We start from the raw sequence: 25,894 nt of genomic DNA on the forward strand, positions 1-25,894 counted from the left end.
CTTAAAAAATCGAAATAAAGGTGTTGATACCTTCTGTAGCTGTTTCGGCGATGACAGTTAAATCTTTGGTGCTAGATATTGAGGGATTAGGGTCTATAAAATATTTAGGGACATTGTCAGGGACATAATGCATTAAACTGGCAGCAGGGTAGACTTGCAAGGATGTTCCAATAATTAATAATTTATCGGCAGTAGCACATATCTCTACAGCTTTATCTATTAAAGGAACAGCTTCCCCAAACCATACAATATGTGGTCTTAGTTGGTTTCCATTTTGATCAAGATCCCCAATAACAAGGTCTTTTTTCCAATCTAAAACATTATTTTCATTAGTGGTACTTCTAACTTTAAGTAGTTCGCCATGCAGATGCAACACATTTGTACTTCCTGCGCGTTCATGCAAATCATCAATGTTTTGAGTAATAATAGTGATTTTAAAATGTTTTTCTAAGTTCGCTAATTCTAAATGTGCTTTGTTTGGCTTAACTTTTAATAATTGTTGTCTACGTTGGTTATAAAAATCTAATACTAGTTCAGGATTAGCGGCAAAACCCTCTGGGGATGCTACTTCCATAACATTATGTCCTTCCCATAATCCATCTGCACCTCTAAAGGTTTTTATACCACTTTCGGCACTCATACCGGCGCCTGTAAGTACTACTAAATGTTTCATATTAATTTGCTGTCTTAAGTTTCCATGATTTGTATGCTTCTGATTTGACTAAGATATCTAGAATATTTTCGCCATAGGCATCATCTTCTTCAATATAATTTATTAGTGAGTCTCTTTCATAGCCTTCAGAAATTAAAGTATCTATAAACGCGGTCGCTTCAGTGTATTTTTTCATCATTACTAAAGTATTTAAATAACCAGCTTGTCCTTCAAAGAAATCAGGATAGTTTTGAACGATATAGTCATAGTTATTTAACGCAAAATCAAAGTTTTCATCCTGAAAAGCAACATTAGCTTTTAAATAATTTAAAAAATCGTCTTCTGTGTTTTCTTGTAGCTGATTAAGAAGTTGTATGGCTTCAAAATAGTTGCCTTTATATATAGCATAATCAATTCTATTTAAAACAATTGTAGGGTCTTCGGAATAAGTGTTTATTAATTCTTCTAAAGAGTTTAAATAGGTGTCGTCATCAAGATTACTAGCAATAATAGATTTGAAAATAAGGAAAAATTTTTCTTTGGAAATTTTTGACGTAATAGTATTTATCGTATTGTAAGATTTTTCAAAATCGCCTTCCCGTTTGTATCTTAACGCTTTAAATAAATCATTAACGCCTTCATTTTTAGAATTCTTTATAAGTCCTAATATTTTTTTTTGAGGTATTGCATACCCCATTAATCTTGCCATCGTTTCAGATAGATTTTCGCCAGAATAGTATATGTAAGCATCAGAAATTTGCATGTCCTGACCCTTTTTATGAATTCTATAATCATGATAATTCAGACCGCTTTCCGAAGAGTATAATCTAAATAGGATATAATAGGTTTCAAGATACTCATCATATCTATAATTTACAAAATCATAGTAAGCACCATTTTCTAGTTCTGTTATAATTTCTGCAGGAAATTTATTTAATCCTTGTTGTATGCCTTTAGCAAAAAGTTTTATATCGTCAAGATTTTGAGTAATAGAAGGATTTATGTCTAGAATACGTTTTACAAAAACATTAGTATAAAATTTTGAAATATAAACTTCAGGATCGCTTCTGTGTAATGAACTTTCAATTAAGCTTCCTAGCGCTACTACTTTTTCTGAGTTCGCATCATTATAAGCTATGGTATCCTTTGGATTAAACTTTATTCCATCTTGTGCTATCGCGGCTAAAGAGTATAATAAGTATAATGCTAAAGAGGGAAATAGTTTTTTTAGTGCCATCAGTTTTTTTAGTACTTTTGATATCAGATTATAAACTTAAGATTATTTCCCTTTAATAGCTTAATGCTTAGAAAAAAATAAGACATTTATTTGAAAAAAGTATAGACACAATCTTTTTAGTATATTTTTATTATTTACCAATTATTTTTAAGCATACTGATCGGAAGTAATTGGGTCAAGAGACTCTAGATTATTCAGCATAGAAAGTTTTGCTAATTTTAAATTTTTGAAATAGCAAATTTTATAAAACATTCAAACAAGACGATAATTATAACTTGATCTAGAATTTCAGGTTTTTTTATTTTTATAGCATGATAGACTTACAATTATTACAACATTTAGAAACATTTTTGACGGAACATAGATTGGAGCGTTTTAAAACGGTAATTAGTCAGCGTACTAAACATTTTACCGTTGCAACAGAGGATGTTTATCAATTACATAACACAAGTGCTGTCATGCGAACGTGCGATGTTTTTGGGTTGCAAGAACTAAATATCGTTGAAGAAGCCAACAGTAAAAGTATTGATCGCGAAATCGCAATGGGAGCGCAAAAGTGGGTAGATTTAAATAGGTACCAATCAGTAAAGGATTGTATCAAAGATTTGAAAGCTAAAGGCTATCAAATTGTGGCAACAACACCTCATACTGACGATTGTGATTTATACGATTTTGATGTGACTAAAAAGTCTTGTTTTTTCTTTGGTAGAGAAACAGAAGGATTATCTGACGAGGTTTTAAAACAAGCTGATAGTTTTTTAAAAATACCAATGGTTGGTTTTACCGAAAGTTTAAACATCTCTGTTAGTGCAGCTATAATATTACAACATGCCACTTCTAAGTTGAAGAAAACAGCTATTGATTGGCAATTGACTGAAACAGAAATACTAGAAAAAAGATTGGACTGGTGCAAAAAGACGATTAAAAGTTATGATGAAATTGCAGAGCGATTTTATAATAAACAAACATAATTTTGTTACTCGCTTTAAGCTAATCATGTAATTGAAAACTTAGAAAAAGGGAGATGAAACTTAAAATTAAGCATAAAAAAATCTCCAATTATATAATTGGAGATTTTTTGTTTTAAGTTATGTGTAATTATTATAATCTTTTTTTTCGACCTCTGTTTAGTACTTTATATTCTTCATAACATTCGCTAATAGCATCCAAAACTTGTAGGTCGTTTGCAGTACTAACAAATTCTAAAGAATAGTTGCATTGACTAACTATTTCATCTAAATCAACTTTATTTACGCCAAGTAAAGCAGTCAGTACTTCTCGGTCAAATCGGCCAGCTAAAGTATTTCGGATGTTGTCATCCTCTTTCATTTGCTTTAGTTTGCGTAACTCTTTTCCTTTTTTACTAAAGGTGTTATATAAGAAGTCTAAAGGGTTAAATGTAGATCCTAAAACCTTAGTGACAGCACTTGCTTGTCCTTTTCCAGCTTCATAACCATTAGATAATCCAGAGATACTATATCTGTAATTAGTATTAATTTTGACCTGTTTGATGTCTACTTCTAAATATCCCGTTAATTGAAGTCCAGTAACGACAACTTCTTCTAAAGCTAAAGCTAGTTCTGTAAGTGTAATTGTAGATTTTTCTATCCTGTCAACCCAGTCGTTAGTCACCTTTACTTTTATAGATTTAAAACCTAAATAGGAGAGGTGCAATGTGTCATTAGCTCTAGCACGTAATTCAAATTCACCTTTAGCATTAGTTGCAGTACCAATAACTTGATTCAAGTTAACAATATTTACATTTTCTAAAGGTTGATTGGAAGTGGCATCGATAATAATACCTTTAACTGTAGATTCTGATTTTGCTGTTATAGAGTCAGTGCTTTTTTTAGCAGTGGTGTTTTCTGTATTGTTCTGAGACATACCAACAGTGGTGCTCAAAGCAAGTAGAAAAATAAATAAATAATACTTCATGTAGAATAGTTCTGATATAAAAATAACAAAGAAAACGCTAAAAATGGCGTCTTCTTTGTTATTTGACTAAATATTAACAAAAAGGTTTAAGTTTTTGTTACTCTATTTTATGAAATTAATCTCTACGTCTAGATCTTGTCGGTCTTGAGTGAGAGGTTTTAAATTCAGATTTATCTCTGTCTCCACGTCCTCCATTGCTGTCAGAACTACCTTCATTACTTCTACGTCTGTCACTTCTGCTTCCAGAACTGTCATCACTTCTTCTAGAAGAACGTCTTTCTCCTCTTGGTTTATCATCACGACGTCTTCCGCCACCATTTCCACCTTCACGACGTCTTCCGCCACCACCGCCACCACGGTTTCTATCACGACCACCACCACGACTTCCGCCTCTGTCTTCTGTAACTTCTACATTAACAAAACGTCCGTTGTCTTTGTAATCTGTGAAAAATGCTAGGACTTTTTCTTGGTGTTCTTTTTCTGTATTAAAGAAAGAGAATGTTTCTTTAACATCTACTTTAAAGACATCATCACGACCTAAATCTAAAACTTCTTTTAAGAAATCTTTTAATTTCATCCAGTCATATCCGTCTTTTTCTCCAACATTAATAAAGAAACGCGCTGCGCTTCCAGAAGATTGAGGTCTTCCTTCACGACCACTATCACGACCAGAGTCTCCACCTGCAACATTTAAGTTTTTAGATTTTTGATAATAGTTAAAGAAACGAGTAAACTCTACAGAGAAGAATTTTTTAATAAGTTCTTCTTTTGAAGTGTCTTCAAATAAAGTATTGATATCTCCTAAATACTTATCAATCTCATGATTGATTTCTGTGTTATGTATCTTATTTGCTAAAGACATTAATTGTACTTCGCAAATAGCCATTCCGTTAGGAATTTCTTTTAATTCAAATTTCTTGTTGATAATACGCTCGATACTTTTTAATCGACGTACTTCACTTTTAGAAACAATTACCATAGATACACCTGTTTTACCAGCACGACCTGTTCTACCAGAACGGTGTGTATAAGTTTCTATCTCGTCACTTAATTGGTAATTAATAACGTGTGTAATATCATCTACATCAATACCACGTGCAGCAACATCTGTTGCTACAAGCATTTGGATTTGACGAGATCTAAATTGCTTCATTACAATATCACGTTGATTTTGAGATAAATCACCATGTAATGCACCAGCACTATAACCATCTTCAATTAAGTTTTCGGCTACTTTTTGTGTATCACGTTTTGTTCTACAAAATATAACTGAAAAGATATCAGGATTTGCATCTGCTAAACGTTTTAAAGCTTGGTAACGGTCACGAGCGTTAACCATGTAATATTCGTGAGACACGTTGCTTGTACTTTCATTTTTATGACCCACAGTAATTTCTTGTGGATTAGCCATAAATTTCTTAGCAATAGTTGCTACTTCTCTTGGCATTGTTGCAGAGAATAACCATGTGTTTTTATCTTCAGGTGTTCCAGATAAAATATCTGTAATATCCTCTTTAAAACCCATGTTTAACATCTCATCAGCTTCATCTAAAACAGCATACTGTATTTTAGTGATATCTACTAGACGTCTGTTAATCATATCTTTCATACGACCAGGAGTCGCCACAATAACTTGTGCGCCACGTTTTACCTCACGTGCTTGATCTGTAATGCTTGAACCACCATAAATAGCGACAACATTTAAACCTTTACAGTGCTTTCCGTAAGCTTTCATCTCATTTGCTATCTGTAAACAAAGTTCACGCGTTGGAGATAAAATTAAACCTTGAGTTGTACGACTATCGATGTCAATTTTCTGTAACATTGGAAAACCAAATGCTGCAGTTTTACCAGTTCCAGTTTGCGCTAACGCTACTAAATCTGTTTCTTCGTTTAATAATATTGGAATTGCTTTTGCTTGTACTTCTGATGGTTTTTCAAAACCTAAATCATTAATACCTTTTAATAGATCTTCGTTTAGACCTAAATCTTGGAATGTGCTCATTCTTTTTTGTTATGTATTTCAATGTCAATCTGTTTGGTGTTACAAATAGAAGCGCATTGAATATACTTAACCTTAACTTCTAATAACACATCCTCTCTCTGAGGAATAGAGAAACCCTCATGGGTTTTTCAAGTTGCAAAGGTACACTTTTATTTTGATATTCAATTTTTTAATTAATAAACTGGTAAAGGGTTGTAAAATAGACTGGTTAGACGCGTTTTTAAATAATATAAAGTATTTCGGTTTAATAACAAACAGTAATGAGAAGCGTAAGTATTTAGTAAAAAGTGCTGTGATTTTTATTTAAAGGCTGTTTAAAAAAGCAACTAATTGTTGTACCGCTTTTCCGCGATGACCAATACTATTTTTTTGTTCTAAATCCATTTGAGCAAATGTGTTATCAAAGCCTTTTGCTCTAAAAATAGGGTCGTAACCAAAGCCTTTATCACCTTGTTTTGTAGTTGTTATTTCACCTTTACAAATTCCCGTAAAAGTTGTAATTGTATTATTTAAATTTAAAGCGATTACGGTTTTGAACTGTGCCTCTCGGTTAGCTTTAGTTTTTAATTTCTCTAATAATAAATTCATATTATCACTATCATTACGTTGTGGTCCAGCATATCTAGCGCTAAAAACACCAGGCTCTCCATTTAGCGACTCTACCTCTAGACCTGTGTCATCAGCAAAGCAGTCGTAACCATAGTGTAGTTTTATGTATTCTGCTTTTTGTATCGCATTACCAGCTATGTTTGGTTGCGTTTCTGGTACATCTTCAAAACAACCAATATCTTTTAAGCTTAGTAGTTTTATATGAGTTGGTATTAAACTTTGGACTTCTTTGACTTTATTTGAATTGTTTGTAGCGAAAACGAGTTGCATGAGATTGTTTTTAGTGCAAATTAATAATAACTTATAATGTTTGTAACGAAACAGAAGTATTTATGTCTAATAAGTATGAAAAAACTAATCTTAATAAACGCAATCATTTGGGCTACTATTGTTTTGGTAGGTGCATACCTTTTTAAAGAGAACGAGAATTGGAAATACTTGTTTGGTACTATACTAGTCGCTTTTTCTATTGTAAATGGTCTAATGATCAATCAAATGAGAAAAGACAAAAAGGAATGTGCGGTATTTAAATAGTATAAAGTACCTTAGTAATTCTAAGTTTATTTTTAACAATTTAAGTACATTTGGAATAAATATTTAAATTAATAATTAATGGTTCGTTTTTTTATTATCACTTTCATTTTAGGCGCAATAACAATTGCAAATGCTCAAAAAACATATGATTACCCAGTTACGCCAAAAGATTCCATAATTGATGTTTATTTTAATGATAAAATTTCAGACCCTTATCAATGGATGGAAAATTCAGAGGATCTTAGATTACCTGATTGGTTAGCTGAGCAGACTAAAATATCAGATAGACATAAAAAACGATATACTAAATGGTGGATTCTTAGAAATCAAATATCAACAATGTATAATAGTGTTCGTGCTAAAGAGCTTTCATCTTACAGAGAAAAAGAGGATAGTTTAAAAAGTAAATATGAATTTGATTTTAAAAATGACAATTCCAGTAGAGCATCTGATTTAGTATATAAAGTAAGAGGTCAAAAAAACTACAGAAGATTAGTTAAGATTAAAGACTTTATGATAGATAAAGAGGATAATGTTGCTATAACAAATCGCTATTTAAATGAAGACGATAATTTAATAGCTGTCGAAATATCTCATAATGGAGGGGATTGGAGAGAAGTATTTTTTTTTAATTTATTGACGGGAGAGCAATTAATAGATAAATTATCTAATTTAAGAGCGAGTAGTAATATAATTTGGCAAGGGAGGGATGTTATATATGATTCTTATAATAAAGCGGAATCAGGAAGAGAACTTTTAGATAAGGCTAAAGGGCAAAAATTATATTACCATAAATTAGGACAAAATCAGTCGGAGGATAAATTATTATATCAAAATGGAGATACTTCAGGAACCAATAGTTTTTCTTATTTTAAGTTGAATGATAGGTTATTCTTTAAGCATTATTATACGGTAAAAGGTACTATTTATAGAGCATTATCTGTCGCTAATGTAAATTCTGAATCGTTTTATTTGACAAATTTTTTATTATATCCAAATTCGCCAGGACTTTATGTTAGCATAGAAGAACTTTTTGGTAATACAGTTATTTTAAATACAAACTGGGACGCTAGTAATGGCCGAGTTTTAGCGGCAGATATCACAGCGTTAAATAAAGTGTCAGAATTAGTAGGAGAGTATGATATTTTATTATCTAAGGTTAATAAATTGGGTAAAGATAAAATAGCTTGTATCTATACTGACAAAGGAAAAAATATTGCTTTAATTTTCAATACGACTGGAGAATTATTGCGTAAAATCAATTTTCCAGAAGGAAAACAATTAAATTATTTTTATGAAAGCGAAGACAGTGCAACACATACCGATTTTTGTGTGTCATCATTTTTTCATCCTAAGATATGGTATCAATTAACATTGTCAGATTTAACTTTTAAACCAATTCAAGTATTGTCAGTTCCTTACAAAGTCGAAACATTAGAAACTAGATATATTAACTACAAATCAAAAGATGGAACAGAAATACCTATGTATATTTCTTGTCTAAAAGACACTAAATTAGATGGTAGTAACCCAACGTTATTACGCGGTTATGGAGGTTATGGAACAACTATTGTTCCTAGTTTTGACGAGTCTTTAACCTTGTGGTTATTACATGGAGGTATTATTGCGGTGCCTAACGTTAGAGGCGGTGGAGCAAAAGGAAGTGATTGGGGATTAGCAGGACGTAGATTGAACAAACAAGTTGCGATTGATGATTTTATTGCTGCTGCAGAGTATCTTATATCTGAAAAATATACTAATACCAATAAGTTAGCTATTAATGGTGGGTCTCATGGTGGTTTGTTAGTTGGAGCGGCCTATACACAAAGACCAGAATTGTTTAAAGCAGCCATTGCTCAAGCGGGGGCTTTTGATATGTTGCGTTTTTCTGAATTTACAGTAGGTTCTGTAAGTACTAATATAAATGAGTTTGGTACTCCAAGCATTGAAGAAGATTATTTAAATCTTAAATCATATTCACCTTTGCATAATATTAAAGAAAACGTAAGTTATCCTAATCTAATGTTGATCACAGGTAAGAATGATGATAGAGTACCTCCGTTACATTCTTATAAGTTTTTAGCGACACTTCAAGAAAAAGGTAGTGATGAGTCGCTTTATAGTCTATTACTTATTGATGGGGCAGGGCATGGAGGTGCCTTAAATAATAAAGATTTTGAAAAACTAACGTTATATAAATACGCTTTTCTTTTTGATCAATTAGAGGTTAAGATTGACTAATTAATTATGTCGTTTAAGCTTACCTATGATGATACGGTTCGTTTCTTAAAATTGTAAAACCACGATATAATTGCTCAATAACAAATAAGCGTACCATTTGATGGGAAAAGGTCATTTTTGATAATGATATTTTTCCTTGTGCTTTGGCGTATACCTCAGGACTAAATCCGTAAGGTCCACCAATAACAAAAACAATTTGCTTGGCACCAGAGTTCATGTGTTTTTGTAAGTAACTAGAAAACCCCACACTGTCAAGCTGTTTACCATTTTCGTCAAGTAATATTAAAACATCTGTAGGTTTTAGCTTATTTAAAATAAGTTCGCCTTCTTTTTGTTTCTGCTGGTCTTCACTTAGGTTTTTTACTTTTTTTAAATCAGGAATGATATCTAAATCAAAACCAATATAGAAACCTAAACGTTTAATGTAATCGTCAATTAGCTGTTGTAATTGCTTATTGTCAGTTTTGCCTATGGCTAGAAGTTTTATAGTCATAGGCAAATTTACAATTTATGATATAAGATTCCTTAATATTTTCGTTTGAAAAATCAGAAATCAAAATCGTTATTCAAAAATGTATTCTTATTTTTACATCAAATAATATACAAATGATAAGTCAAGCGCAATTTGATACAGAGATAGAATTAATTATAACCAACGCTATTAGAGAAGATGTTGGAGATGGTGATCATAGTTCATTATCTTGTATTCCCGCATTAGCACAAGGTAAAGCTAAGTTGTTGGTTAAGGACGAAGGTATTATTGCAGGGGTAGAATTTGCTAAGCAGGTCTTTAGCTATGTAGATGCAGACCTAAAGGTAGAAACACTTATTGAAGATGGAAGCAGGGTTAAGTATGGCGATATCGTGTTTTACGTAACTGGAGCCTCTCAATCTATTTTAAAGGCGGAACGTCTAGTATTAAATGCTATGCAACGCATGAGTGCTATTGCAACAAAAACGAGACAGTTTGTAGATTTATTAGAAGGTACAGGAACAAAAGTTTTAGACACACGTAAAACAACACCAGGTATTAGAGCTATCGAAAAATGGGCAGTTAAAATTGGTGGTGGAGAAAACCATAGGTTTGCATTATATGATATGATAATGCTTAAGGATAATCATATTGATTTTGCGGGTGGCATTACAAAAGCTATCGAAAAAACAAAACGCTATTTAAAAGAGACTAATCGTGATCTAAAAATTATTGTTGAAGCTAGAGATTTAGATGAAATTAAAGAAATTTTGAAAACAGAGGGTGTTTACAGAATCTTAATAGATAATTTTAATTACGAAGACACTAAAACAGCTGTAAAACTTATTGGAGACCAGTGTTTAACAGAAAGTTCTGGAGGGATTAATGAAGAAACAATCAGGGCATATGCTTTGTGTGGTGTCGATTTTATTTCGTCTGGAGCATTAACACACTCCGTTTATAACATGGATTTAAGTTTAAAAGCAGTAGATTAACCCTTTTAATAATTTAGTAATCTAATTTAGCAAGCAATCCAATTTAATTAATGTCTCAAGTAATAGAAGAAAAGCTTAGTAAAATACCTGTAGTTAATCTTTTGGTTAAATTATTAGGTAGAGTAAAACTACCTGGTTTAGAAGGGTTGTCTTTATATGATTTATTGGAGTTATACGTTATAGGTATAGCAAAAGGCGCCTTAACAGCTCGTGCAAGTGCAATTGCATATAGCTTTTTTATGGCATTGTTTCCGTTTTTGTTATTTGTCATTATTTTTATACCACATATACCAATTGATGATTTTCAAACTGATTTTTTAGTTTTTTTAGAATCGATTTTACCACCAACAACATCAGATTTTTTCTCTGATAATATATTTAGTAATATTGGAGGCAATCAAAACGGTAGTTTATTGTCCTCTGTATTTTTACTGTCTATTTTTTTAATGGCCAATGGTATTAATGCTTTGTTTTCTGGTTTTGAAAACTCGTATCACCAACAGTTAACTCGTAGTGGGTTTAAGCAGTACTTATATGCTTTGGGGATTGCTTTAATATTGTCCTTTTTATTAATAGTTACAGTAGCTGTTTTAGGGTATTTTAACATCTATGTTATTGATAATCTATCAGATCATGGTTATATTGCACGACGTCAAGTTAATATTTGGAGTACTTTAGCGCAGTACGGTTTTTTTGTTATTATGGTGTATTTAGCTACTGCCGTATTGTATTATTTTGGGACAGCCGAAGGGCGGTCGTCTAAATTTTTCTCGGTAGGCGCATTATTTACAACCATCTTAATTTTATTAACCTCCTTTTTGTTCGGTATTTATATCGAGAATTTCGCACAATACAATGAGCTGTATGGTTCTATTGGTGCATTATTAATTTTATTATTTTATTTATGGCTTAACGCGAATATCCTATTGTTAGGATTCGAGTTAAACATGTCTTTAAAACAACTTAGAAAAACTTTTTAAAAATGAAAAAAATTAGCCTTATTGTAATTATTATGTTATTCAGTTTTTCTGCTGGAGCACAAGCTATTCTTGGACAATGGAAAACTGTAGATGATGAGACCGGTGCAAAAAAATCTATTGTAGAGATTTATAAAAAAGACGGAAAAGTCTTTGGTAAAATCATAGAGATTTTTGATGAGAAAAAACGTGCTAATCTTTGTGTAAAATGTGAAGGTGCCGATTATAATAAACCTGTATTAGGTTTAGACATCATAAAAGATATGGTTAAAGATGACGAGTACTTTAAAGAAGGTACTGTTGTTGACCCTCAAAATGGAAAGGTTTACGATTTACGATTAGGAGTAATGGAAGACGGAACACTTCAAGTTAGAGGTTATATCGGATTTTTCTATTCTACACAATACTGGGAAAGAGTAAAATAATCCAGTAAGTCAATAATCTACACAACAAATACAATTTGCATTATATAGATGTCATTCTCCCAATTCCTTTAGAAAACCGTTTTACGTATAGTATTACGGAAGCAGAAAGTGGTTTTCTAAAGATAGGGATGCGTGTGTCTATTCCTTTTGGTAAGACAAAAATTTATACAGGTATTGTTGCTGCTATCCATCAAACCAAACCTCTAATTTATGAGGCTAAAGAGATACATCAGATTTTAGATGATACGCCAATAGTAACACCCACACAGTTAAAATTATGGCAATGGATAGCAAAATATTATATGTGTACAGAAGGCGAGGTGATGCGCGCTGGATTACCAAATGCCTTTTTACTTGAAAGTGAAACCATTATTAGTAAAAATAATGCTTTAGAATTAGATATAAACGATTTAAAAGACGACGAGTATTTAATTTATGAAGCTTTACAGCATCAATCCTCACTTAAAATTCAAGATATTTCTAAAATTTTGGATAAGAAAAGTGTACTTCCCGTTGTAAAACGTTTAGTAGAAAAGGAAGCTATTATCTTAAATGAAGAAATCTACGATAAATATAAGCCAAAATATGTTAGATATGTTAAACTAACAGAAGCGTATAGTAGTCCAGAATCTTTAAATCAATTATTGGAAACGTTAAGTAGTAGAGCAAAAAAACAGCGGGATGTTGTTATGACTTTGTTTTCTATTGCTGCAAAGACTAAAAAACCAGTTAAAGTTTCGGATTTAGTGGCGGAAAGTAAAACGACCTCTTCAACAGTAAAAACATTAGTTGATAAAGGAATTCTAGAAGATTATCATATTCAAACGGATCGCGTAGTTTATGATGGAGAAGAAAATGAAGACTCTAAAGCTTTAAACGAATTTCAAACGGAAGCCTTACAACAGATACATTCCAATTTTGAAACCCAGAACGTAGTATTATTACATGGTATAACCTCTTCAGGTAAAACGGAAGTATATGTCAAGTTAATAGAAGACATAATAGCAAAGGGACAACAAGTACTGTATTTGCTTCCTGAAATTGCACTGACAACACAGTTAGTAACACGTTTACAAAATTATTTTGGAGAACAGGTCGCGGTGTTTCATAGTAAATACTCTGCGCATGAGCGTGTTGAGGTGTATAATCAAGTTTTAAATAATTCAGCGAAAGCAAAAATAGTGTTGGGAGCACGCTCATCTATCTTTTTACCTTTTACAGATTTAGGATTAATTATCGTGGATGAAGAGCATGAATCTTCTTTCAAACAATTTGATCCAGCACCGCGATATCATGCACGGGATGTTGCGGTTGTTTTAGCATCACTTTTTAAAGCCAAAACGTTATTAGGTAGTGCTACACCTAGTATTGAAAGTTATTTTAATGCGCAGGAAAATAAGTATGGCTTAGTCGAAATTAATAGACGTTATAATAATGTACAGCTTCCAGATATCGAGTTGGTAGATATCAAAGATAAGCAGAAGCGTAAAAAAATGAAAGGGCATTTTTCCGATCGATTAATCGAAGAAATGACAGAAGCTATTGCGGAGGGACACCAAGTCATTTTGTTTCAGAATAGAAGAGGGTATTCTCCGATTGTCGAGTGTAATACTTGTGGCCATTCGCCGCAATGTCCAAATTGTGATGTTAGTTTAACATACCATCAATATCGTAAACAATTACGCTGTCATTATTGTGGTTACAATAGTGCGATGCTAATCAAATGTCTAGCCTGTGGGACACCTGGTTTGGACTCAAAAGGTTTTGGTACAGAGCAGATAGAAAGTGAAGTTAAGCTTTTGTTTCCTGATCTTAAAGTGGGGCGTATGGATTTGGATACGACAAGAGGTAAGTTTGGTTACGAAAAAATAATTACCGCTTTTGAGCAACAAGAATTAGATGTATTAGTTGGTACGCAAATGTTAACCAAAGGCTTGGATTTTAGAAATGTCAAGTTGGTTGGTATCATGAATGCAGATAATATGCTAAACTTCCCTGATTTTAGAGCACACGAACGTAGTTTTCAATTGATGCTCCAAGTATCAGGTAGGGCAGGACGTACCAATAAACAAGGAAAAGTATTAATACAGACGTATAACCCTTTTCATAAAATATTGCAACAAGTCTCAACTAACGATTATGCTGGTATGTTTAAAGAGCAGTTGGAAGAGCGTTACAACTATAAATACCCACCATATTATAGGTTAATAAAAATCACGTTAAAACATCGTGATTATAATAAAGTAGATATGGCTGCGGATTGGTTAGCAAAAGCATTGACACAATTGTTTAAGCATAATGTGTTAGGTCCAGAATTTCCGCCAATATCTAGAATACGTAATCAGTATCATAAAAATATCTTGATAAAGATACCGCAAGGACAACCGTTAGGTAAAACAAAAGAAGCTATTAGAAAAGTAAATACTAGTTTTGGAGTTATTGGAGGTTTTAAAGGGGTGCGTGTTATTATTAATGTTGATAATTATTAAGCTTTAGATATCTGTTGGAGTTTGTAGAATTGTTATTCGGACTTTATTTTAAGATTCTTCTTTTTTAATAATAATATAGAGCATAAAAAAGTCCCACTTCAAAGAAGTAGGACTAAACTATTTATGGGGACTAAATAGGTGTTTTTATTAAATGCTATTTAAGGCATCTACTAATTGTGTTTTTTTGTTTCTACTTAAAGGGATTTCGTAAGCACCAACTTCTACATTTTTACTGTTAAATCTGTCAACTTTATCTAGGTTGACAATGTAAGATTTGTGGATTCTTAAAAACTTACCTTCTGGTAATTCGCTTTCAAAAGCTTTCATTGTTGATAACACAACAAGACTAGTATCTTCAGTTACTAATTTTACATAGTCACCAAGTGCTTCAATCCATTTGATATCTCTAATATAAACTTTACGTTTTTTAAGATTACTTTTTACAAAGATATGCTCTCCTTCTTCCTGGTTGTAATCTAGTTTTAATTTATGGTGTTCTACAGCTTTATCTACCGCTTGACTAAAACGTTCTCTTGTAATCGGTTTTTGTAAATAATCAGTAGCGTCGTAGTTAAATGCTTTAAAGGCGTATTCTGTTTTACCAGTTACAAAAACTATTTGTGGTTTATTATTAAGTACGTCTAATAGTTCGAAACCATTCAATACAGGCATTTCAATATCTAAAAATATAAGATCTACTTTGTGCGTGTTTAATCCATTTTTAGTCTCTAAAGCACTGCTATATTCAGCAATCAGGTTTAGATGATTATTGTTCTCTATTAATTTTACAATAGAAAGTCTTTGTATCGCTGAATCATCAACTACTACACAATTTAATATCATAGTCTTTGTTTATTATAGGTTAAGTTATCGACAATAGTACAAAAAATTCGGATAAAATCCAAAAAACATCGCTTAAACGTAAAAATTAACAGTTTTGGAGGCTGGTTTTTTAAGCTCGTTTTAAGTCTAAATTAATTTTAAAAAGTATTTGTTTCATTGAATAAAAAGAATTACTTTTGCACTCATTTTTAACACAATAAATTAGATTTTTATGAATCATTATGAAGCTGTTTTCATCTTAAATCCCGTTTTATCTGAAACACAGATAAAGGAAACAGTACAGAAATACGAAGAATTTCTTGTAACTAGAGGAGCTAAGATGATATCAAAAGAAGATTGGGGGCTAAAGAAATTAGCTTACCCTATCCAAAACAAGAAAAGTGGGTTTTATCATTTATTTGAATTTCAAGTAGATGGAGAACACATCAATCCTTTAGAAGTAGAGTTTAGACGTGATGAGCGTTTTATGCGTTACTTAACTGTAGCTATGGACAAACATGCAGTGTCATGGGCGGAACGTAGAAGAGTTAAACTAAAACAAAAAGCGTAATTATGTCAAGTATAGAGCAACAATCAAAAGGAAAAAAAGAAGGAGAAATTAGATATCTTACTCCTTTAAATATTGAAACTAACAAACAGAAAAAGTATTGTCGTTTCAAGAAATCTGGTATTAAGTACGTGGATTACAAAGATGCAGATTGGTTATTAGGATTTGTTAACGCACAAGGTAAAATTTTACCAAGACGTTTAACAGGTACATCATTAAAGTATCAAAGAAAAGTGTCTGTAGCCGTAAAAAGAGCACGTCACTTAGCTTTAATGCCATATGTAGCAGATTTATTAAAATAAAAATATCATAACAATGGAACTTATATTAAAACAAGACGTTGAGAATTTAGGATTTAAAGACGATGTTGTAACGGTTAAGAACGGTTATGGTAGAAATTTTTTAATCCCTACAGGAAATGCAGTTTTAGCAACAAAATCTGCTAAAAAAGTATTAGAAGAAACTTTAAAGCAACGTGCTTATAAAGAAGCTAAAGAAGTTGAAGAAGCTAATGTAGTAGCGGAAGCTATTAAAGCTTTAGAAATTAAAATAGCTGCTAAAGTTGGTCAAGGAGACAAATTATTTGGATCTGTAAACAACATTAATGTTGCTGAAGCATTAGCTAAAGCAGGTCATTCACTTGACAAAAAATATATCTCTGTAACAACAGTGAAGCGTTTAGGTAAGTATAACGCAGCTGTACGTTTACATAGATCTGTAAATGTAGATTTAGAATTTGAAGTTATTGCTCAGGCATAACTATAACGTATTGTTAACAATACGTTAATAAATTATATTTTTTAATTAAAGCCACTCTGTAAAGAGTGGCTTTTTTTGTTATATTTTTGTTAAATATTATGCATACATAATATCAAAACACAATCAACACAACAATACTACACAATGAAAAAAATTAATTTAACTTTTACTTTATTGTTTTTTACAGTACTGAGTTTTGCTCAGGTAACGACATCTAACATTAAAGGTCTTGTACAAGACGACACTAATGAACCACTACTGGGGGCCAACGTGTTAGCTGTACATGGACCAACAGGGACCAAGTATGGTGCTATTACAAATTTTGATGGACGTTATAACTTATTAAATCTTAGAGTTGGAGGGCCATATACAGTGACTATAACTTATGTAGGGTTTAAAGAACAAACATTTACTAATGTGTATTTAACATTGGGTAAAACAACAAATTTAGATGTTGTGATGAACAGTAGTGCCGAATCTTTAGATGAGGTTGTAATTACAGGATCAGCCTCTGGTACTTTTGGTAGTGACAGAACAGGTGCAGAAACTAGTGTTGGAAGGCGTGAATTAACAACGTTACCTACTATTTCTAGATCTGCAGCAGATTTTACAAGGTTGGAGCCATCGGCTTCAGGAAACTCCTTTGGAGGTAGAAACGATCAGTTTAATAACTTTAGTTTAGATGGTGCCGTTTTTAATAATCCATTTGGATTAGATGCAGCAACTCCAGGAGGTCAAACCGATTCTCAACCAATTTCATTAGATGCTATCGAGCAGATTCAAGTATCGTTAGCACCGTATGACGTGACATTATCTGGTTTTACAGGGGCAGCAGTTAATGCAGTAACAAAAAGTGGAACTAACGAATTTCATGGTACTGTTTACGGTTTTACTAGAAACGAAGACATGACCGGTGGACAGATAAAAGGCGAAGATGTTTTTCAAGCCGACTTAGAGCAAAACCAATATGGTGTTAGTATAGGTGGACCAATTGTAAAAAATAAATTATTTTTCTTTGCTAATTTTGAAAAGGACGAACGTTCTGATCTTGGTACCAATGGTTTTGCACCTAATACCGGAAGTGGCGCAATTAACGAAACGCGTGTTTTAGAATCTGATTTATTAATCGTTCAAAATGCATTATTAGATTTAGGGTATGATCCAGGGCGTTATAAAGGGTTTAATTATGATTCAAATTCGACTAAAGGAATCTTTAAATTAGATTGGAATATTAATGACAATAACCGTTTAGCTGTTATTTATAATTTTTTAAATGCATCTAAAGAAAAACCTGCACACCCATCTGCTTTAGGTTTTAGAGGACCAAGTACAAACACATTGCAATTTGAAAATACAGGTTACGAGATTAATAATAATATCAAGTCTGTTCAAGTGGAACTTAACTCGACATTATCAAGTAGTGTAAGTAATAAGTTTCAAATGGGGTATACCCATTTTGACGATTACAGAAATGCTTTATCTACACCTGCACCAACAATAACCATCACAAATGGTGGGTCTAACTATATTATAGCAGGTCATGAGCCTTTTTCAATTAATAATACATTGGATCAAAAGGTCTTTCAATTTTCAAATAATTTAAACTATGTAGAAGGTGATCATACATATACTATTGGTTTCTCTTATGAGAAATTTCAGTTTGATAACTCTTTTAACTTGGGTGCTTACGGAGCGCAAGGTGTCTTTTTTCCAACGACAACAATGGCTGATTTTCAAAACTTTGCAGATTCAGGGCAATTACAAACCTTATTTGATGAGGCTGCTGCAGCAAATGCAAGCTTAGCAGGAAATGGAGCTGGCGTTGCAGGTGGTTGGGCTTTAGCCGAAACTAATGTTGGGCAATTAGCTTTTTATGTACAAGATGAATGGAATGTTACAGAAAACTTTAAATTAACATATGGTGTTAGATTTGATAAGCCACTATTCTTTGATTCTTCTACAAAAGCACAAGATGTTATTGATAGAGCATGTTGTTATGCACCAGGAATCGAATATGTAAATCCAAATACAGGAGAAGGTGTCTTTTTAGATAACACTAAAATGCCATCAAACAAAGTCTTAATCTCACCAAGAGTTGGGTTTAATTACGATGTAAAAGGAGATAATAGTTTTCAAGTACGTGGAGGAACAGGTTTATTTACGGGTCGTTTACCATTTGTATGGTTAGGTAACCAAATAGCTAATCCAGAAGTGTTCTTTTATCAAGTAGTAGATCCAGACTTTAAATTTCCACAAGTATGGAGAACAAATATTGGAGCAGATTATAGATTTGAGAACGGTATAGTTGCAACAGGGGATATCTCTTATACAAAAGATATTAATGGAGCACATGTGCAAAATTGGGGATTACGTGATCCTTCAGGAACATTAAATGCACCAGGAGATACAAGACCAATTTATACTTCAGGTGATGTTATAAACAATGCTTATGTATTTACAAACTCAAACAAAGGTCGTGTTTGGAACTTCACTGCTAAAGCTCAAAAAACGTTTGATAATGGGTTATATACAACTGTAGCTTACAACTACTTGAATTCTAAAGATGTTAACTCCATTGAAGCAGAAATTACAGGAGATGCTTTTAATTTTAATCCAGTAGTTGGTAATGCAAATAATGATGTATTATCACATTCTAAGTATGGGGACACACACCGTTTTATTGGTGTTGCTAGTAAAAAATTCACTTATGGTAAAGACAAGTGGGCGACTACAATATCTACATTCTTTGAGTATGCACAAGGTGGACGTTTTAACTATACTTATGGTGGAGATTTAAACGGAGACGGTTCTAACTTAAACGATTTACTTTACGTGCCAACTCAGGGAGAATTACAAGACATGCAGTTCTCAGGAGCAGGACAAGCGGAGGCTTTTGAATCTTTTATCCAACAAGATGATTATTTAAGTAATCGTCGTGGAGACTATGTAGAGCGTTATGGGGCATTAGCACCTTGGAGAGGACGTTGGGATCTTAAAATATTACAAGACTATAAGTTTAATGTAGGAGGTGATAAAACCAATACAATACAATTAAGTTTAGATGTTTTAAATGTAGGAAACTTATTAAATAGCGATTGGGGACTTGTACAACAACCAAGTTCAGTACAGCCATTAGGTGTAGATGTTGACGCTTCTGGCGTACCAACATATACTTATACTGGAGCTACAGAAACGTTTACTTACAACACAAGCTTATTATCAAGATGGCAAGCCCAATTTGGAGTTAGATACATTTTCTAGTCCATACGTCATAGATATTTTTTAAATTTGCGCTCCCTAAAAGGAGCGCATTTTTTTTTAAACTTATTTTTTTTGGATAAACATTTTTTAATTAATTTTTTATTAAACCGCTTTCGCGGAAATCAAGCCATGAAACATTTATATTTAGTACTACTTTTAATAGGCTTTGTGTCTTGCAAGAAGCAACCGTCTAAAGCTCCAGATACAACAGAAACAGAAATCGTAACAGAAAAACAATCGGCCTTAATTGAAGCTTTTAAATACACCCCAGAGCAAGAGGTGATAATAAGTGTACATAGAGGTGGGAAAGGCTTAAAACATTATCCTGAAAATTGTTTAGAGACCTTAAAATATATTAACGATAGTATTCCTGCTATTTATGAAATTGATATTGCACAAACTAGAGACAATGTTTTAGTCTTGATGCATGATAATACATTAGAACGTACGTCAACAGGAACAGATAAATTAAATAAATACACATATGAAGAGCTTCAAGCTTTTAATCTTGAAGATGATTATGGTAATGAAACCTCATTTAAAATACCCGCGTTAAAGGACGTGTTGCTTTGGGCTAAAAAGAATGATGTAATACTAACTTTAGATAAGAAAAGAAGTGTGTCTTTTGAGGCCATCGTCGCATTGGTAAAACAAGTAGAAGCAGAGGATGTTTCTATAATTATTACGTATGACATGAAGCAAGCAACCGAAGCGTACAAATTAGCGCCAAACTTATTGTTGTCGGTGTCTGCTAGAAATCAAAAAGAATTAGATTGGCTATTGCACTCAAGCATACCAACTCAAAATATGTTGGCGTTTACAGGCACAAAATTAGCGCCAGTTGAATTTTATAAAACGGTCCAATCTCATGGTATTAAAACAATGCTTGGGACTTTAGGAAACTTAGATAAACAAGCCGAAGCAAAAGGAGAACTACCATACACTATTTGGAAAGATAAAGGGATAGATCTTTTTGCAACAGATAGACCTTTTGAAGTGGCTAAAGCATTAAACATTAAGAAATAGAGAAGATGAAGTATTCTAGACTAACAAAAGAACAATTTGAAGAATTACATAAAGAGTTTATAAACTTTTTAGCAACACAGACTATTACAGCAGACGAGTGGACTAATTTGAAAGCTAATAAACCAGAATTGGCAGAAGTAGAATTGGATATCTTTAGTGATTTAATTTGGGAAGGTGTTTTAAATCAGACAAAATATTTAGAGCATATTTCACCTAAAGACATTCATTTGTTTGCTTTAAATGAGGACCACATGCATTTAATAGGTATTAAAGTAAAAGCAGAGCAAGACTTAACCACTTCTGAAGGTTTTAATTGGTTGCGTGAAAACTTAATGCATGATGATGTCGAGTTTGTACAAGCCAAAAAAGAGTACACAGAAGATAAAAACTTAGATAAGTTTACACTTATAGAGCAGGGGGCAAATATCACAAAAGGACAGTTGTATAATTATATGTCTAAACTTATTAATTAACAGATTTCTATAGCGGCAGGAATGCTGTAGTGTATTATTAGAGCTACGCATTGCGTCCCTTGATTTCAAAGTAAAAAGCATTGTCAAGAGCGGCTTTAAAGATCAAATTTTATTTTAAAAGCATACAAAGACAACAGTATTATATATTTTTGTTAGGCCTACACTAGTGGGTGTCTATTATAAAACGATAAGTAATCATTAAAAATAGTTCTGCTTTAGCAGAAAATATTATGGCACAAAAACCAAGCATACCAAAAGGAACAAGAGATTTTAATCCAGAACAAGTCGCAAAGCGTAACTATATTTTTAGTACTATCAAGTCTAAATTTGAACGTTTTGGGTTTCAACCTATAGAAACACCAAGTTTTGAAAATTCTGAGACCTTAATGGGAAAGTATGGGGAAGAAGGTGATCGCTTGATTTTTAAGATTTTGAATAGTGGTGATTATTTATCAAAAGTAAACGATGAGTTATATTCAGAAAAGAATTCAAATAAAGTAACAGCTAAAATCTCAGAAAAAGCATTACGCTACGATTTGACTGTACCATTTGCAAGATATGTCGTGCAACATCAAAATGACATAGAGTTTCCTTTTAAGCGTTATCAAATGCAACCCGTATGGCGTGCAGACAGACCTCAAAAAGGCCGTTTTAGAGAGTTTTACCAATGTGATGCAGATGTTGTAGGAAGTGATAGTTTATGGCAGGAGGTCGAGTTTGTGCAATTGTACGACGAGGTGTTTACGGCTTTAAAACTAGAGGGCGCAACGATTAAAATTAATAATCGTAAAATATTATCTGGTATTGCTGAGGTTATTGGAGCAAGTGATAAGCTAATTGATTTTACTGTAGCGTTAGATAAATTAGATAAAATAGGAGAAGAGAAGGTCAAAGAAGAAATGCTTGGTAAAGGTATTTCTGAAGAAGGGATTGCTAAATTACAACCGCTTTTTACTTTAACAGGAGATTTTGGTACGCAAATAGAGCGCTTAAAATCTATCTTGTCAACGTCTGAAGAAGGACAAAAAGGGATTGAAGAATTAGATTTTATTAATACCGCAATTTCTACTTTAGGCTTAAAATCTGCTAAGTTGCAATTAGACGTTACCTTGGCAAGAGGCTTAAATTATTATACAGGTGCTATTTTTGAAGTGTCAGCACCAGAAGGTGTTGCTATGGGATCCATAGGTGGAGGTGGTCGATATGATGATTTAACAGGTATCTTTGGACTTAAAAATGTTAGTGGTGTCGGAATTAGCTTCGGTTTAGATCGTATTTATTTAGTATTGGAAGAGCTAGGCTTGTTTCCTGAAACGATTACAAAATCGACAGAAGTTTTATGTATCAACTTCGGAGATACTGAAGCCTTATTCTGTTTGAAAGCTGTAAAAGCATTAAGAGAAGCAGGAATAAATGCCGAATTATATCCTGATAAGATTACAAACGGTAAGCACATGAAGAAACAAATGAATTATGCTAACAAGCGTAATATCCCATATGTTGTTTTAGTTGGAGAAGAAGAATTGAAGACTAATCAATTCACTTTAAAAAATATGATTTCCGGAGCACAGGATACAATGGACCTAGAGACTATGATTTCCAAGTTGAAATAGCCAATTTTATTCATACAAGACAAAAAAAAGCCGAAACGTTAGTTTCGGCTTTTTTTTGTAAATCTTATTTTCTATCAAAAAAGCTGTCGTGTGTAATTAGTGTTTTAGTCTGATTATTGAGGTGTAGACGTTTCGTTTTGTAAATAATAATACATGGTTCAAATAAAAGAAAAAGACTTTTAAAATAGTGTTTTTAATATAGTCTTCTGACCTGTAGTGTATTGTGTCGATGGTGGAAGTCAGATTTAAGCAAAAAAAAAGACTTACAATTGTAAGTCTTTTTTAGTAGCGAGAACGGGGCACGATCCCGTGACCTCTGGGTTATGAATCCAACGCTCTAACCAACTGAGCTACCTCGCCATAATTTTGAGATTGCAAATATATAAACAATATTATAGTTGACAAACATTATTGCAAATAAAAATTTTTATTTAATTTTTTTTCTAAACTTATTAATTAATGTATATATTGAACATTATAAAAATAACAAGATTAGAATTAAATGGAAGATAAAATTAAGTACGAAATGGAGTTTGTTGTTCACGCGTCTCCATCATTACTATACCAATATATTTCTACGCCTTCAGGGTTATCAGAATGGTTTGCAGATAATGTAAATTCTAGAGGAGAGTTGTTCAAGTTTATCTGGGACGGTTCTGAAGAACAAGCTAAATTACTCACTAAAAAATCTGGAGAACGTATCAAATTTAAATGGTTGGTAGATGAAGAGGCTCCATATTTTTTTGAAATTAAGATACAAGTAGACGAGATCACTAAAGATGTGTCCATAATTATTACTGATTTTGCTGAAGAAGATGAGGTAGAGGAAGCTAAAATGCTTTGGACTAATCAAATTTCCGATTTAAAACAAGTCATAGGTTCTGCTTAAAAATAAATACATTTAAAGTATATTTGTCCCATTGAAAAATGGGACTTTTTTTATGATAAATTTTAACGGTAAACTTCAAGAAAATAATATAGTAATTTCTAATAATAATCGTGGTTATTCTTACGGGGATGGGCTTTTTGAAACTATAAAAGCAGTACATGGTAAGCTATTGTTTTTTGAAGATCATTATTTTAGGTTAATGGCTTCGATGCGAATTTTACGCATGGAAATACCAATGAACTTTACAATGGAGTATATTGAGGAGCAGATAAAGCAAACCATAGATGCTAATAACCTAGCAGAGCAATCAGCACGCGTTAAAATACAAATTGATAGAGTAGAAGGTGGTTTATATTTACCGGAGTCTAATGATGTTAATTTTATGATTAGCGTTAAGGCTATTGATGCAGATTTTTATCTTTTAAATGAAGCTAAATACGAAGTAGATTTATATAAAGACCATTATTTATCGCCCAGCTTAATAACCACGCTTAAAACTAATAATAAAATAGTAAATGTTATTGGAAGTATTTATGCTAAAGAAAACAGATTAGATAGCTGCTTGCTTATTAACACAAACAAAAGTGTTGTTGAAGCCTTAAGTGGAAATTTGTTTTTAGTAAAAGGAAACACTATTAAAACGCCTCCTTTAACGGATGGGTGTTTAAAAGGTGTTTTAAGAAAGCAATTAATGGAAATCATTAAGTTAATCCCGGAATATACCTTAGAAGAAACATCAATCTCTCCTTTTGAGCTTCAAAAAGCAGACGAGTTATTTACAACCAATGTTATAAAAGGAATACAGCCTATAACTAAGTATAGAAAAAAAGAATTTAAAAATGAAGTCTCTAAAAAACTATTACAAAAATTGAATGTAAAAGTAAGATTAGGCTAGTTATAACTAGGGTTTTCTGGTGCATTAGACCAAATAGAATAATCACCACCAAGCTCTACCATTTTATCTTTCCAGAAACTTTCATAGCTTTTTTCTATGATGTCTTGTTTGTAGGTGTTTTTTGTAACAACCCAGGCGTTAGATTTTAATTCAGTTTCTAATTGGTTACTATCCCAACCAGAATAACCTAAAAAGAATTTAATATCTTTTGCTGTTATTTTTTGTTCTGCAATAAGATTGGCAACAACACTAAAATCACCACCCCAAAATATCCCTAAAGAAATTTCGACGCTATTGGGTATTAAATCAGGGCGCTTATGTATAAAATAAAGGTTGTCCTGTTCAACAGGTCCGCCATTATAGACTTTAAAAGACGCGTCTAATTCTGGTATTAGGTCACTAATATTGTACTTTAAGGGCTTGTTTAATATAAAACCAATAGCACCCTCTTTATTATAATCTGTTAAAAGTACTATTGATCTATTAAAAGACATATCTCCTATAATGGAAGGCTCAGCAATTAATAAGTCACCTTTTTTTGGTTTGGTTGTAGTCATTTTTAAAAGGATTTGTTTTTTAAATGTAGTATTAATTTTGTTAAAAAACAATAATATATGCTATATATAATAAAAAAAGCCTCCATTACTGAAGGCTTTTTTGAAATATGTTAAACAAATACTAGTTAACAGCATTTGCTAAATCAGAACCAGCTTTAAACTTAACAACGTTTTTAGCTTTGATCTGAATAGTTTTTCCAGTTTGTGGATTTCTTCCGTCTCTAGCAGCTCTTTTAGATACTGACCAAGAACCAAAACCTACTAAAGAAACTCTATCACCTTTTTGTAAAGCTCCTTCGATTTCGATTAACGCACATTCTAAAGCTTTCTTTGAAGCTGCTTTAGTAATTCCTGCGTGTTCTGCCATAGCATCGATTAAATCTGTTTTGTTCATAATTTTAATTTTTATTATTAATAAATAGTTGATTAACAGTTTTTGTTAAATCCTTTTACAAATTTA

The 25,894-nt window shown here is 32.4% G+C and carries 25 protein-coding genes and 1 tRNA gene; 16 read left to right on the forward strand and 10 right to left on the reverse strand.

Annotated elements, in window-relative coordinates:
- Position 1: 1 nt before the first annotated feature.
- Both H0I26_RS09440 and H0I26_RS09445 read right to left on the reverse strand, forming a co-directional pair.
- Complete coding sequence (locus H0I26_RS09440; protein WP_218701976.1) at positions 2–673, reverse strand: SIR2 family NAD-dependent protein deacylase; 672 nt, start codon at positions 671–673, stop codon at positions 2–4.
- Between the two features lies 1 nt (position 674).
- The gene (locus H0I26_RS09445) at positions 675–1,889 is read right to left on the reverse strand and encodes a tetratricopeptide repeat protein (protein WP_218701977.1); all 1,215 of its coding nucleotides are present in this window, start codon (positions 1,887–1,889) and stop codon (positions 675–677) included.
- 311 nt (positions 1,890–2,200) lie between these two features.
- Here H0I26_RS09445 and H0I26_RS09450 point away from each other — a divergent pair, with 311 nt between their 5' ends.
- Positions 2,201–2,860, forward strand: coding sequence for a TrmH family RNA methyltransferase (locus tag H0I26_RS09450; protein ID WP_218701978.1), 660 nt, complete (start codon positions 2,201–2,203; stop codon positions 2,858–2,860).
- A gap of 130 nt (positions 2,861–2,990) precedes the next feature.
- Here the strand turns inward: H0I26_RS09450 and H0I26_RS09455 are convergent, their stop codons facing one another.
- The 3 genes from H0I26_RS09455 to H0I26_RS09465 form a co-directional block, all read right to left on the reverse strand.
- The gene (locus H0I26_RS09455) at positions 2,991–3,824 is read right to left on the reverse strand and encodes a carboxypeptidase-like regulatory domain-containing protein (RefSeq protein ID WP_218701979.1); all 834 of its coding nucleotides are present in this window, start codon (positions 3,822–3,824) and stop codon (positions 2,991–2,993) included.
- Between the two features lie 115 nt (positions 3,825–3,939).
- A complete protein-coding gene (locus H0I26_RS09460) occupies positions 3,940–5,829 on the reverse strand; it encodes a DEAD/DEAH box helicase (protein ID WP_218701980.1) in 1,890 nt (629 codons plus the stop codon).
- 303 nt (positions 5,830–6,132) lie between these two features.
- Positions 6,133–6,708, reverse strand: coding sequence for a non-canonical purine NTP diphosphatase (locus H0I26_RS09465; protein WP_218701981.1), 576 nt, complete (start codon positions 6,706–6,708; stop codon positions 6,133–6,135).
- 75 nt (positions 6,709–6,783) lie between these two features.
- Between H0I26_RS09465 and H0I26_RS09470 the strand changes: the two genes are divergently transcribed.
- Both H0I26_RS09470 and H0I26_RS09475 read left to right on the forward strand, forming a co-directional pair.
- Entirely contained in the window at positions 6,784–6,972 is a 189-nt protein-coding gene (locus tag H0I26_RS09470) for a hypothetical protein (RefSeq protein WP_218701982.1), read from the forward strand.
- Between the two features lie 78 nt (positions 6,973–7,050).
- Complete coding sequence (locus H0I26_RS09475; RefSeq protein ID WP_218701983.1) at positions 7,051–9,213, forward strand: prolyl oligopeptidase family serine peptidase; 2,163 nt, start codon at positions 7,051–7,053, stop codon at positions 9,211–9,213.
- 19 nt (positions 9,214–9,232) lie between these two features.
- Here H0I26_RS09475 and rlmH read toward each other — a convergent pair whose 3' ends face one another.
- Positions 9,233–9,706: a 23S rRNA (pseudouridine(1915)-N(3))-methyltransferase RlmH gene (rlmH, locus tag H0I26_RS09480; protein WP_218701984.1), complete on the reverse strand. Its 474-nt coding sequence runs from the start codon at positions 9,704–9,706 to the stop codon at positions 9,233–9,235.
- A 113-nt stretch (positions 9,707–9,819) separates the two neighbouring features.
- Here rlmH and nadC point away from each other — a divergent pair, with 113 nt between their 5' ends.
- From nadC to priA, 4 genes are read left to right on the forward strand one after another with little or no spacing between them, the layout of a single operon-like run.
- Positions 9,820–10,680, forward strand: coding sequence for a carboxylating nicotinate-nucleotide diphosphorylase (gene nadC, locus H0I26_RS09485; protein WP_218701985.1), 861 nt, complete (start codon positions 9,820–9,822; stop codon positions 10,678–10,680).
- 50 nt (positions 10,681–10,730) lie between these two features.
- Positions 10,731–11,660, forward strand: coding sequence for a YihY/virulence factor BrkB family protein (locus H0I26_RS09490; protein WP_101018067.1), 930 nt, complete (start codon positions 10,731–10,733; stop codon positions 11,658–11,660).
- 2 nt (positions 11,661–11,662) lie between these two features.
- Entirely contained in the window at positions 11,663–12,082 is a 420-nt protein-coding gene (locus H0I26_RS09495) for a DUF2147 domain-containing protein (RefSeq protein WP_218701986.1), read from the forward strand.
- A 35-nt stretch (positions 12,083–12,117) separates the two neighbouring features.
- A complete protein-coding gene (priA, locus tag H0I26_RS09500) occupies positions 12,118–14,571 on the forward strand; it encodes a primosomal protein N' (RefSeq protein ID WP_218701987.1) in 2,454 nt (817 codons plus the stop codon).
- Positions 14,572–14,718: 147 nt separating this feature from the next.
- Here priA and H0I26_RS09505 read toward each other — a convergent pair whose 3' ends face one another.
- Complete coding sequence (locus tag H0I26_RS09505; protein ID WP_101018070.1) at positions 14,719–15,414, reverse strand: LytR/AlgR family response regulator transcription factor; 696 nt, start codon at positions 15,412–15,414, stop codon at positions 14,719–14,721.
- Between the two features lie 211 nt (positions 15,415–15,625).
- Here H0I26_RS09505 and rpsF point away from each other — a divergent pair, with 211 nt between their 5' ends.
- From rpsF to hisS, 7 genes are all read left to right on the forward strand, one after another.
- A complete protein-coding gene (gene rpsF / locus H0I26_RS09510; RefSeq protein WP_101018071.1) occupies positions 15,626–15,964 on the forward strand; it encodes a 30S ribosomal protein S6 in 339 nt (112 codons plus the stop codon).
- A 2-nt stretch (positions 15,965–15,966) separates the two neighbouring features.
- Positions 15,967–16,263 (forward strand): 30S ribosomal protein S18, encoded by a 297-nt coding sequence (gene rpsR / locus H0I26_RS09515; RefSeq protein WP_101018072.1) that lies wholly within the window; start codon positions 15,967–15,969, stop codon positions 16,261–16,263.
- A 13-nt stretch (positions 16,264–16,276) separates the two neighbouring features.
- Entirely contained in the window at positions 16,277–16,720 is a 444-nt protein-coding gene (gene rplI / locus H0I26_RS09520) for a 50S ribosomal protein L9 (protein ID WP_101018073.1), read from the forward strand.
- A 144-nt stretch (positions 16,721–16,864) separates the two neighbouring features.
- On the forward strand, positions 16,865–19,981 hold the full coding sequence (locus H0I26_RS09525) for a carboxypeptidase regulatory-like domain-containing protein (protein ID WP_218701988.1): 3,117 nt from the start codon (positions 16,865–16,867) through the stop codon (positions 19,979–19,981).
- 129 nt (positions 19,982–20,110) lie between these two features.
- Positions 20,111–21,007 (forward strand): glycerophosphodiester phosphodiesterase family protein, encoded by an 897-nt coding sequence (locus H0I26_RS09530; RefSeq protein WP_218701989.1) that lies wholly within the window; start codon positions 20,111–20,113, stop codon positions 21,005–21,007.
- A 5-nt stretch (positions 21,008–21,012) separates the two neighbouring features.
- Complete coding sequence (locus H0I26_RS09535) at positions 21,013–21,480, forward strand: DUF6495 family protein (protein WP_101018075.1); 468 nt, start codon at positions 21,013–21,015, stop codon at positions 21,478–21,480.
- A 230-nt stretch (positions 21,481–21,710) separates the two neighbouring features.
- Complete coding sequence (hisS, locus tag H0I26_RS09540) at positions 21,711–23,093, forward strand: histidine--tRNA ligase (protein WP_101018076.1); 1,383 nt, start codon at positions 21,711–21,713, stop codon at positions 23,091–23,093.
- 286 nt (positions 23,094–23,379) lie between these two features.
- On the opposite strand, the gene H0I26_RS09545 is transcribed toward hisS, so the two are convergent.
- Positions 23,380–23,453, reverse strand: a tRNA-Met gene (locus tag H0I26_RS09545).
- Positions 23,454–23,595: 142 nt separating this feature from the next.
- On the opposite strand from H0I26_RS09545, the gene H0I26_RS09550 reads away from it, so the two are divergent.
- A complete protein-coding gene (locus H0I26_RS09550; protein ID WP_101018077.1) occupies positions 23,596–23,982 on the forward strand; it encodes an START-like domain-containing protein in 387 nt (128 codons plus the stop codon).
- A 52-nt stretch (positions 23,983–24,034) separates the two neighbouring features.
- Positions 24,035–24,877: an aminotransferase class IV gene (locus H0I26_RS09555; RefSeq protein ID WP_218701990.1), complete on the forward strand. Its 843-nt coding sequence runs from the start codon at positions 24,035–24,037 to the stop codon at positions 24,875–24,877.
- Here the strand turns inward: H0I26_RS09555 and H0I26_RS09560 are convergent.
- Both H0I26_RS09560 and H0I26_RS09565 read right to left on the reverse strand, forming a co-directional pair.
- Complete coding sequence (locus tag H0I26_RS09560) at positions 24,874–25,434, reverse strand: YqgE/AlgH family protein (protein ID WP_218701991.1); 561 nt, start codon at positions 25,432–25,434, stop codon at positions 24,874–24,876. The two genes, H0I26_RS09555 and H0I26_RS09560, sit on opposite strands and share 4 nt — an antisense overlap.
- A 121-nt stretch (positions 25,435–25,555) precedes the next feature.
- A complete protein-coding gene (locus H0I26_RS09565; protein WP_101018079.1) occupies positions 25,556–25,828 on the reverse strand; it encodes an HU family DNA-binding protein in 273 nt (90 codons plus the stop codon).
- Positions 25,829–25,894: the final 66 nt, after the last annotated feature.

The organism is Olleya sp. HaHaR_3_96 (genome assembly GCF_019278545.1).
In the GTDB taxonomy this organism is placed as follows: domain Bacteria; phylum Bacteroidota; class Bacteroidia; order Flavobacteriales; family Flavobacteriaceae; genus Olleya.

Coding starts and splice junctions, on each gene's coding strand:
- H0I26_RS09440 (WP_218701976.1), bottom strand. CDS start 673: ATGAAACATTTAGTAGTACTTACAGGCGCCGGTATGAGTGCCGAAAGT.
- H0I26_RS09445 (WP_218701977.1), bottom strand. CDS start 1,889: ATGGCACTAAAAAAACTATTTCCCTCTTTAGCATTATACTTATTATAC.
- H0I26_RS09450 (WP_218701978.1), top strand. CDS start 2,201: ATGATAGACTTACAATTATTACAACATTTAGAAACATTTTTGACGGAA.
- H0I26_RS09455 (WP_218701979.1), bottom strand. CDS start 3,824: ATGAAGTATTATTTATTTATTTTTCTACTTGCTTTGAGCACCACTGTT.
- H0I26_RS09460 (WP_218701980.1), bottom strand. CDS start 5,829: ATGAGCACATTCCAAGATTTAGGTCTAAACGAAGATCTATTAAAAGGT.
- H0I26_RS09465 (WP_218701981.1), bottom strand. CDS start 6,708: ATGCAACTCGTTTTCGCTACAAACAATTCAAATAAAGTCAAAGAAGTC.
- H0I26_RS09470 (WP_218701982.1), top strand. CDS start 6,784: ATGAAAAAACTAATCTTAATAAACGCAATCATTTGGGCTACTATTGTT.
- H0I26_RS09475 (WP_218701983.1), top strand. CDS start 7,051: ATGGTTCGTTTTTTTATTATCACTTTCATTTTAGGCGCAATAACAATT.
- rlmH (WP_218701984.1), bottom strand. CDS start 9,706: ATGACTATAAAACTTCTAGCCATAGGCAAAACTGACAATAAGCAATTA.
- nadC (WP_218701985.1), top strand. CDS start 9,820: ATGATAAGTCAAGCGCAATTTGATACAGAGATAGAATTAATTATAACC.
- H0I26_RS09490 (WP_101018067.1), top strand. CDS start 10,731: ATGTCTCAAGTAATAGAAGAAAAGCTTAGTAAAATACCTGTAGTTAAT.
- H0I26_RS09495 (WP_218701986.1), top strand. CDS start 11,663: ATGAAAAAAATTAGCCTTATTGTAATTATTATGTTATTCAGTTTTTCT.
- H0I26_RS09505 (WP_101018070.1), bottom strand. CDS start 15,414: ATGATATTAAATTGTGTAGTAGTTGATGATTCAGCGATACAAAGACTT.
- rpsF (WP_101018071.1), top strand. CDS start 15,626: ATGAATCATTATGAAGCTGTTTTCATCTTAAATCCCGTTTTATCTGAA.
- rpsR (WP_101018072.1), top strand. CDS start 15,967: ATGTCAAGTATAGAGCAACAATCAAAAGGAAAAAAAGAAGGAGAAATT.
- rplI (WP_101018073.1), top strand. CDS start 16,277: ATGGAACTTATATTAAAACAAGACGTTGAGAATTTAGGATTTAAAGAC.
- H0I26_RS09525 (WP_218701988.1), top strand. CDS start 16,865: ATGAAAAAAATTAATTTAACTTTTACTTTATTGTTTTTTACAGTACTG.
- H0I26_RS09530 (WP_218701989.1), top strand. CDS start 20,111: ATGAAACATTTATATTTAGTACTACTTTTAATAGGCTTTGTGTCTTGC.
- H0I26_RS09535 (WP_101018075.1), top strand. CDS start 21,013: ATGAAGTATTCTAGACTAACAAAAGAACAATTTGAAGAATTACATAAA.
- hisS (WP_101018076.1), top strand. CDS start 21,711: ATGGCACAAAAACCAAGCATACCAAAAGGAACAAGAGATTTTAATCCA.
- H0I26_RS09550 (WP_101018077.1), top strand. CDS start 23,596: ATGGAAGATAAAATTAAGTACGAAATGGAGTTTGTTGTTCACGCGTCT.
- H0I26_RS09555 (WP_218701990.1), top strand. CDS start 24,035: ATGATAAATTTTAACGGTAAACTTCAAGAAAATAATATAGTAATTTCT.
- H0I26_RS09560 (WP_218701991.1), bottom strand. CDS start 25,434: ATGACTACAACCAAACCAAAAAAAGGTGACTTATTAATTGCTGAGCCT.
- H0I26_RS09565 (WP_101018079.1), bottom strand. CDS start 25,828: ATGAACAAAACAGATTTAATCGATGCTATGGCAGAACACGCAGGAATT.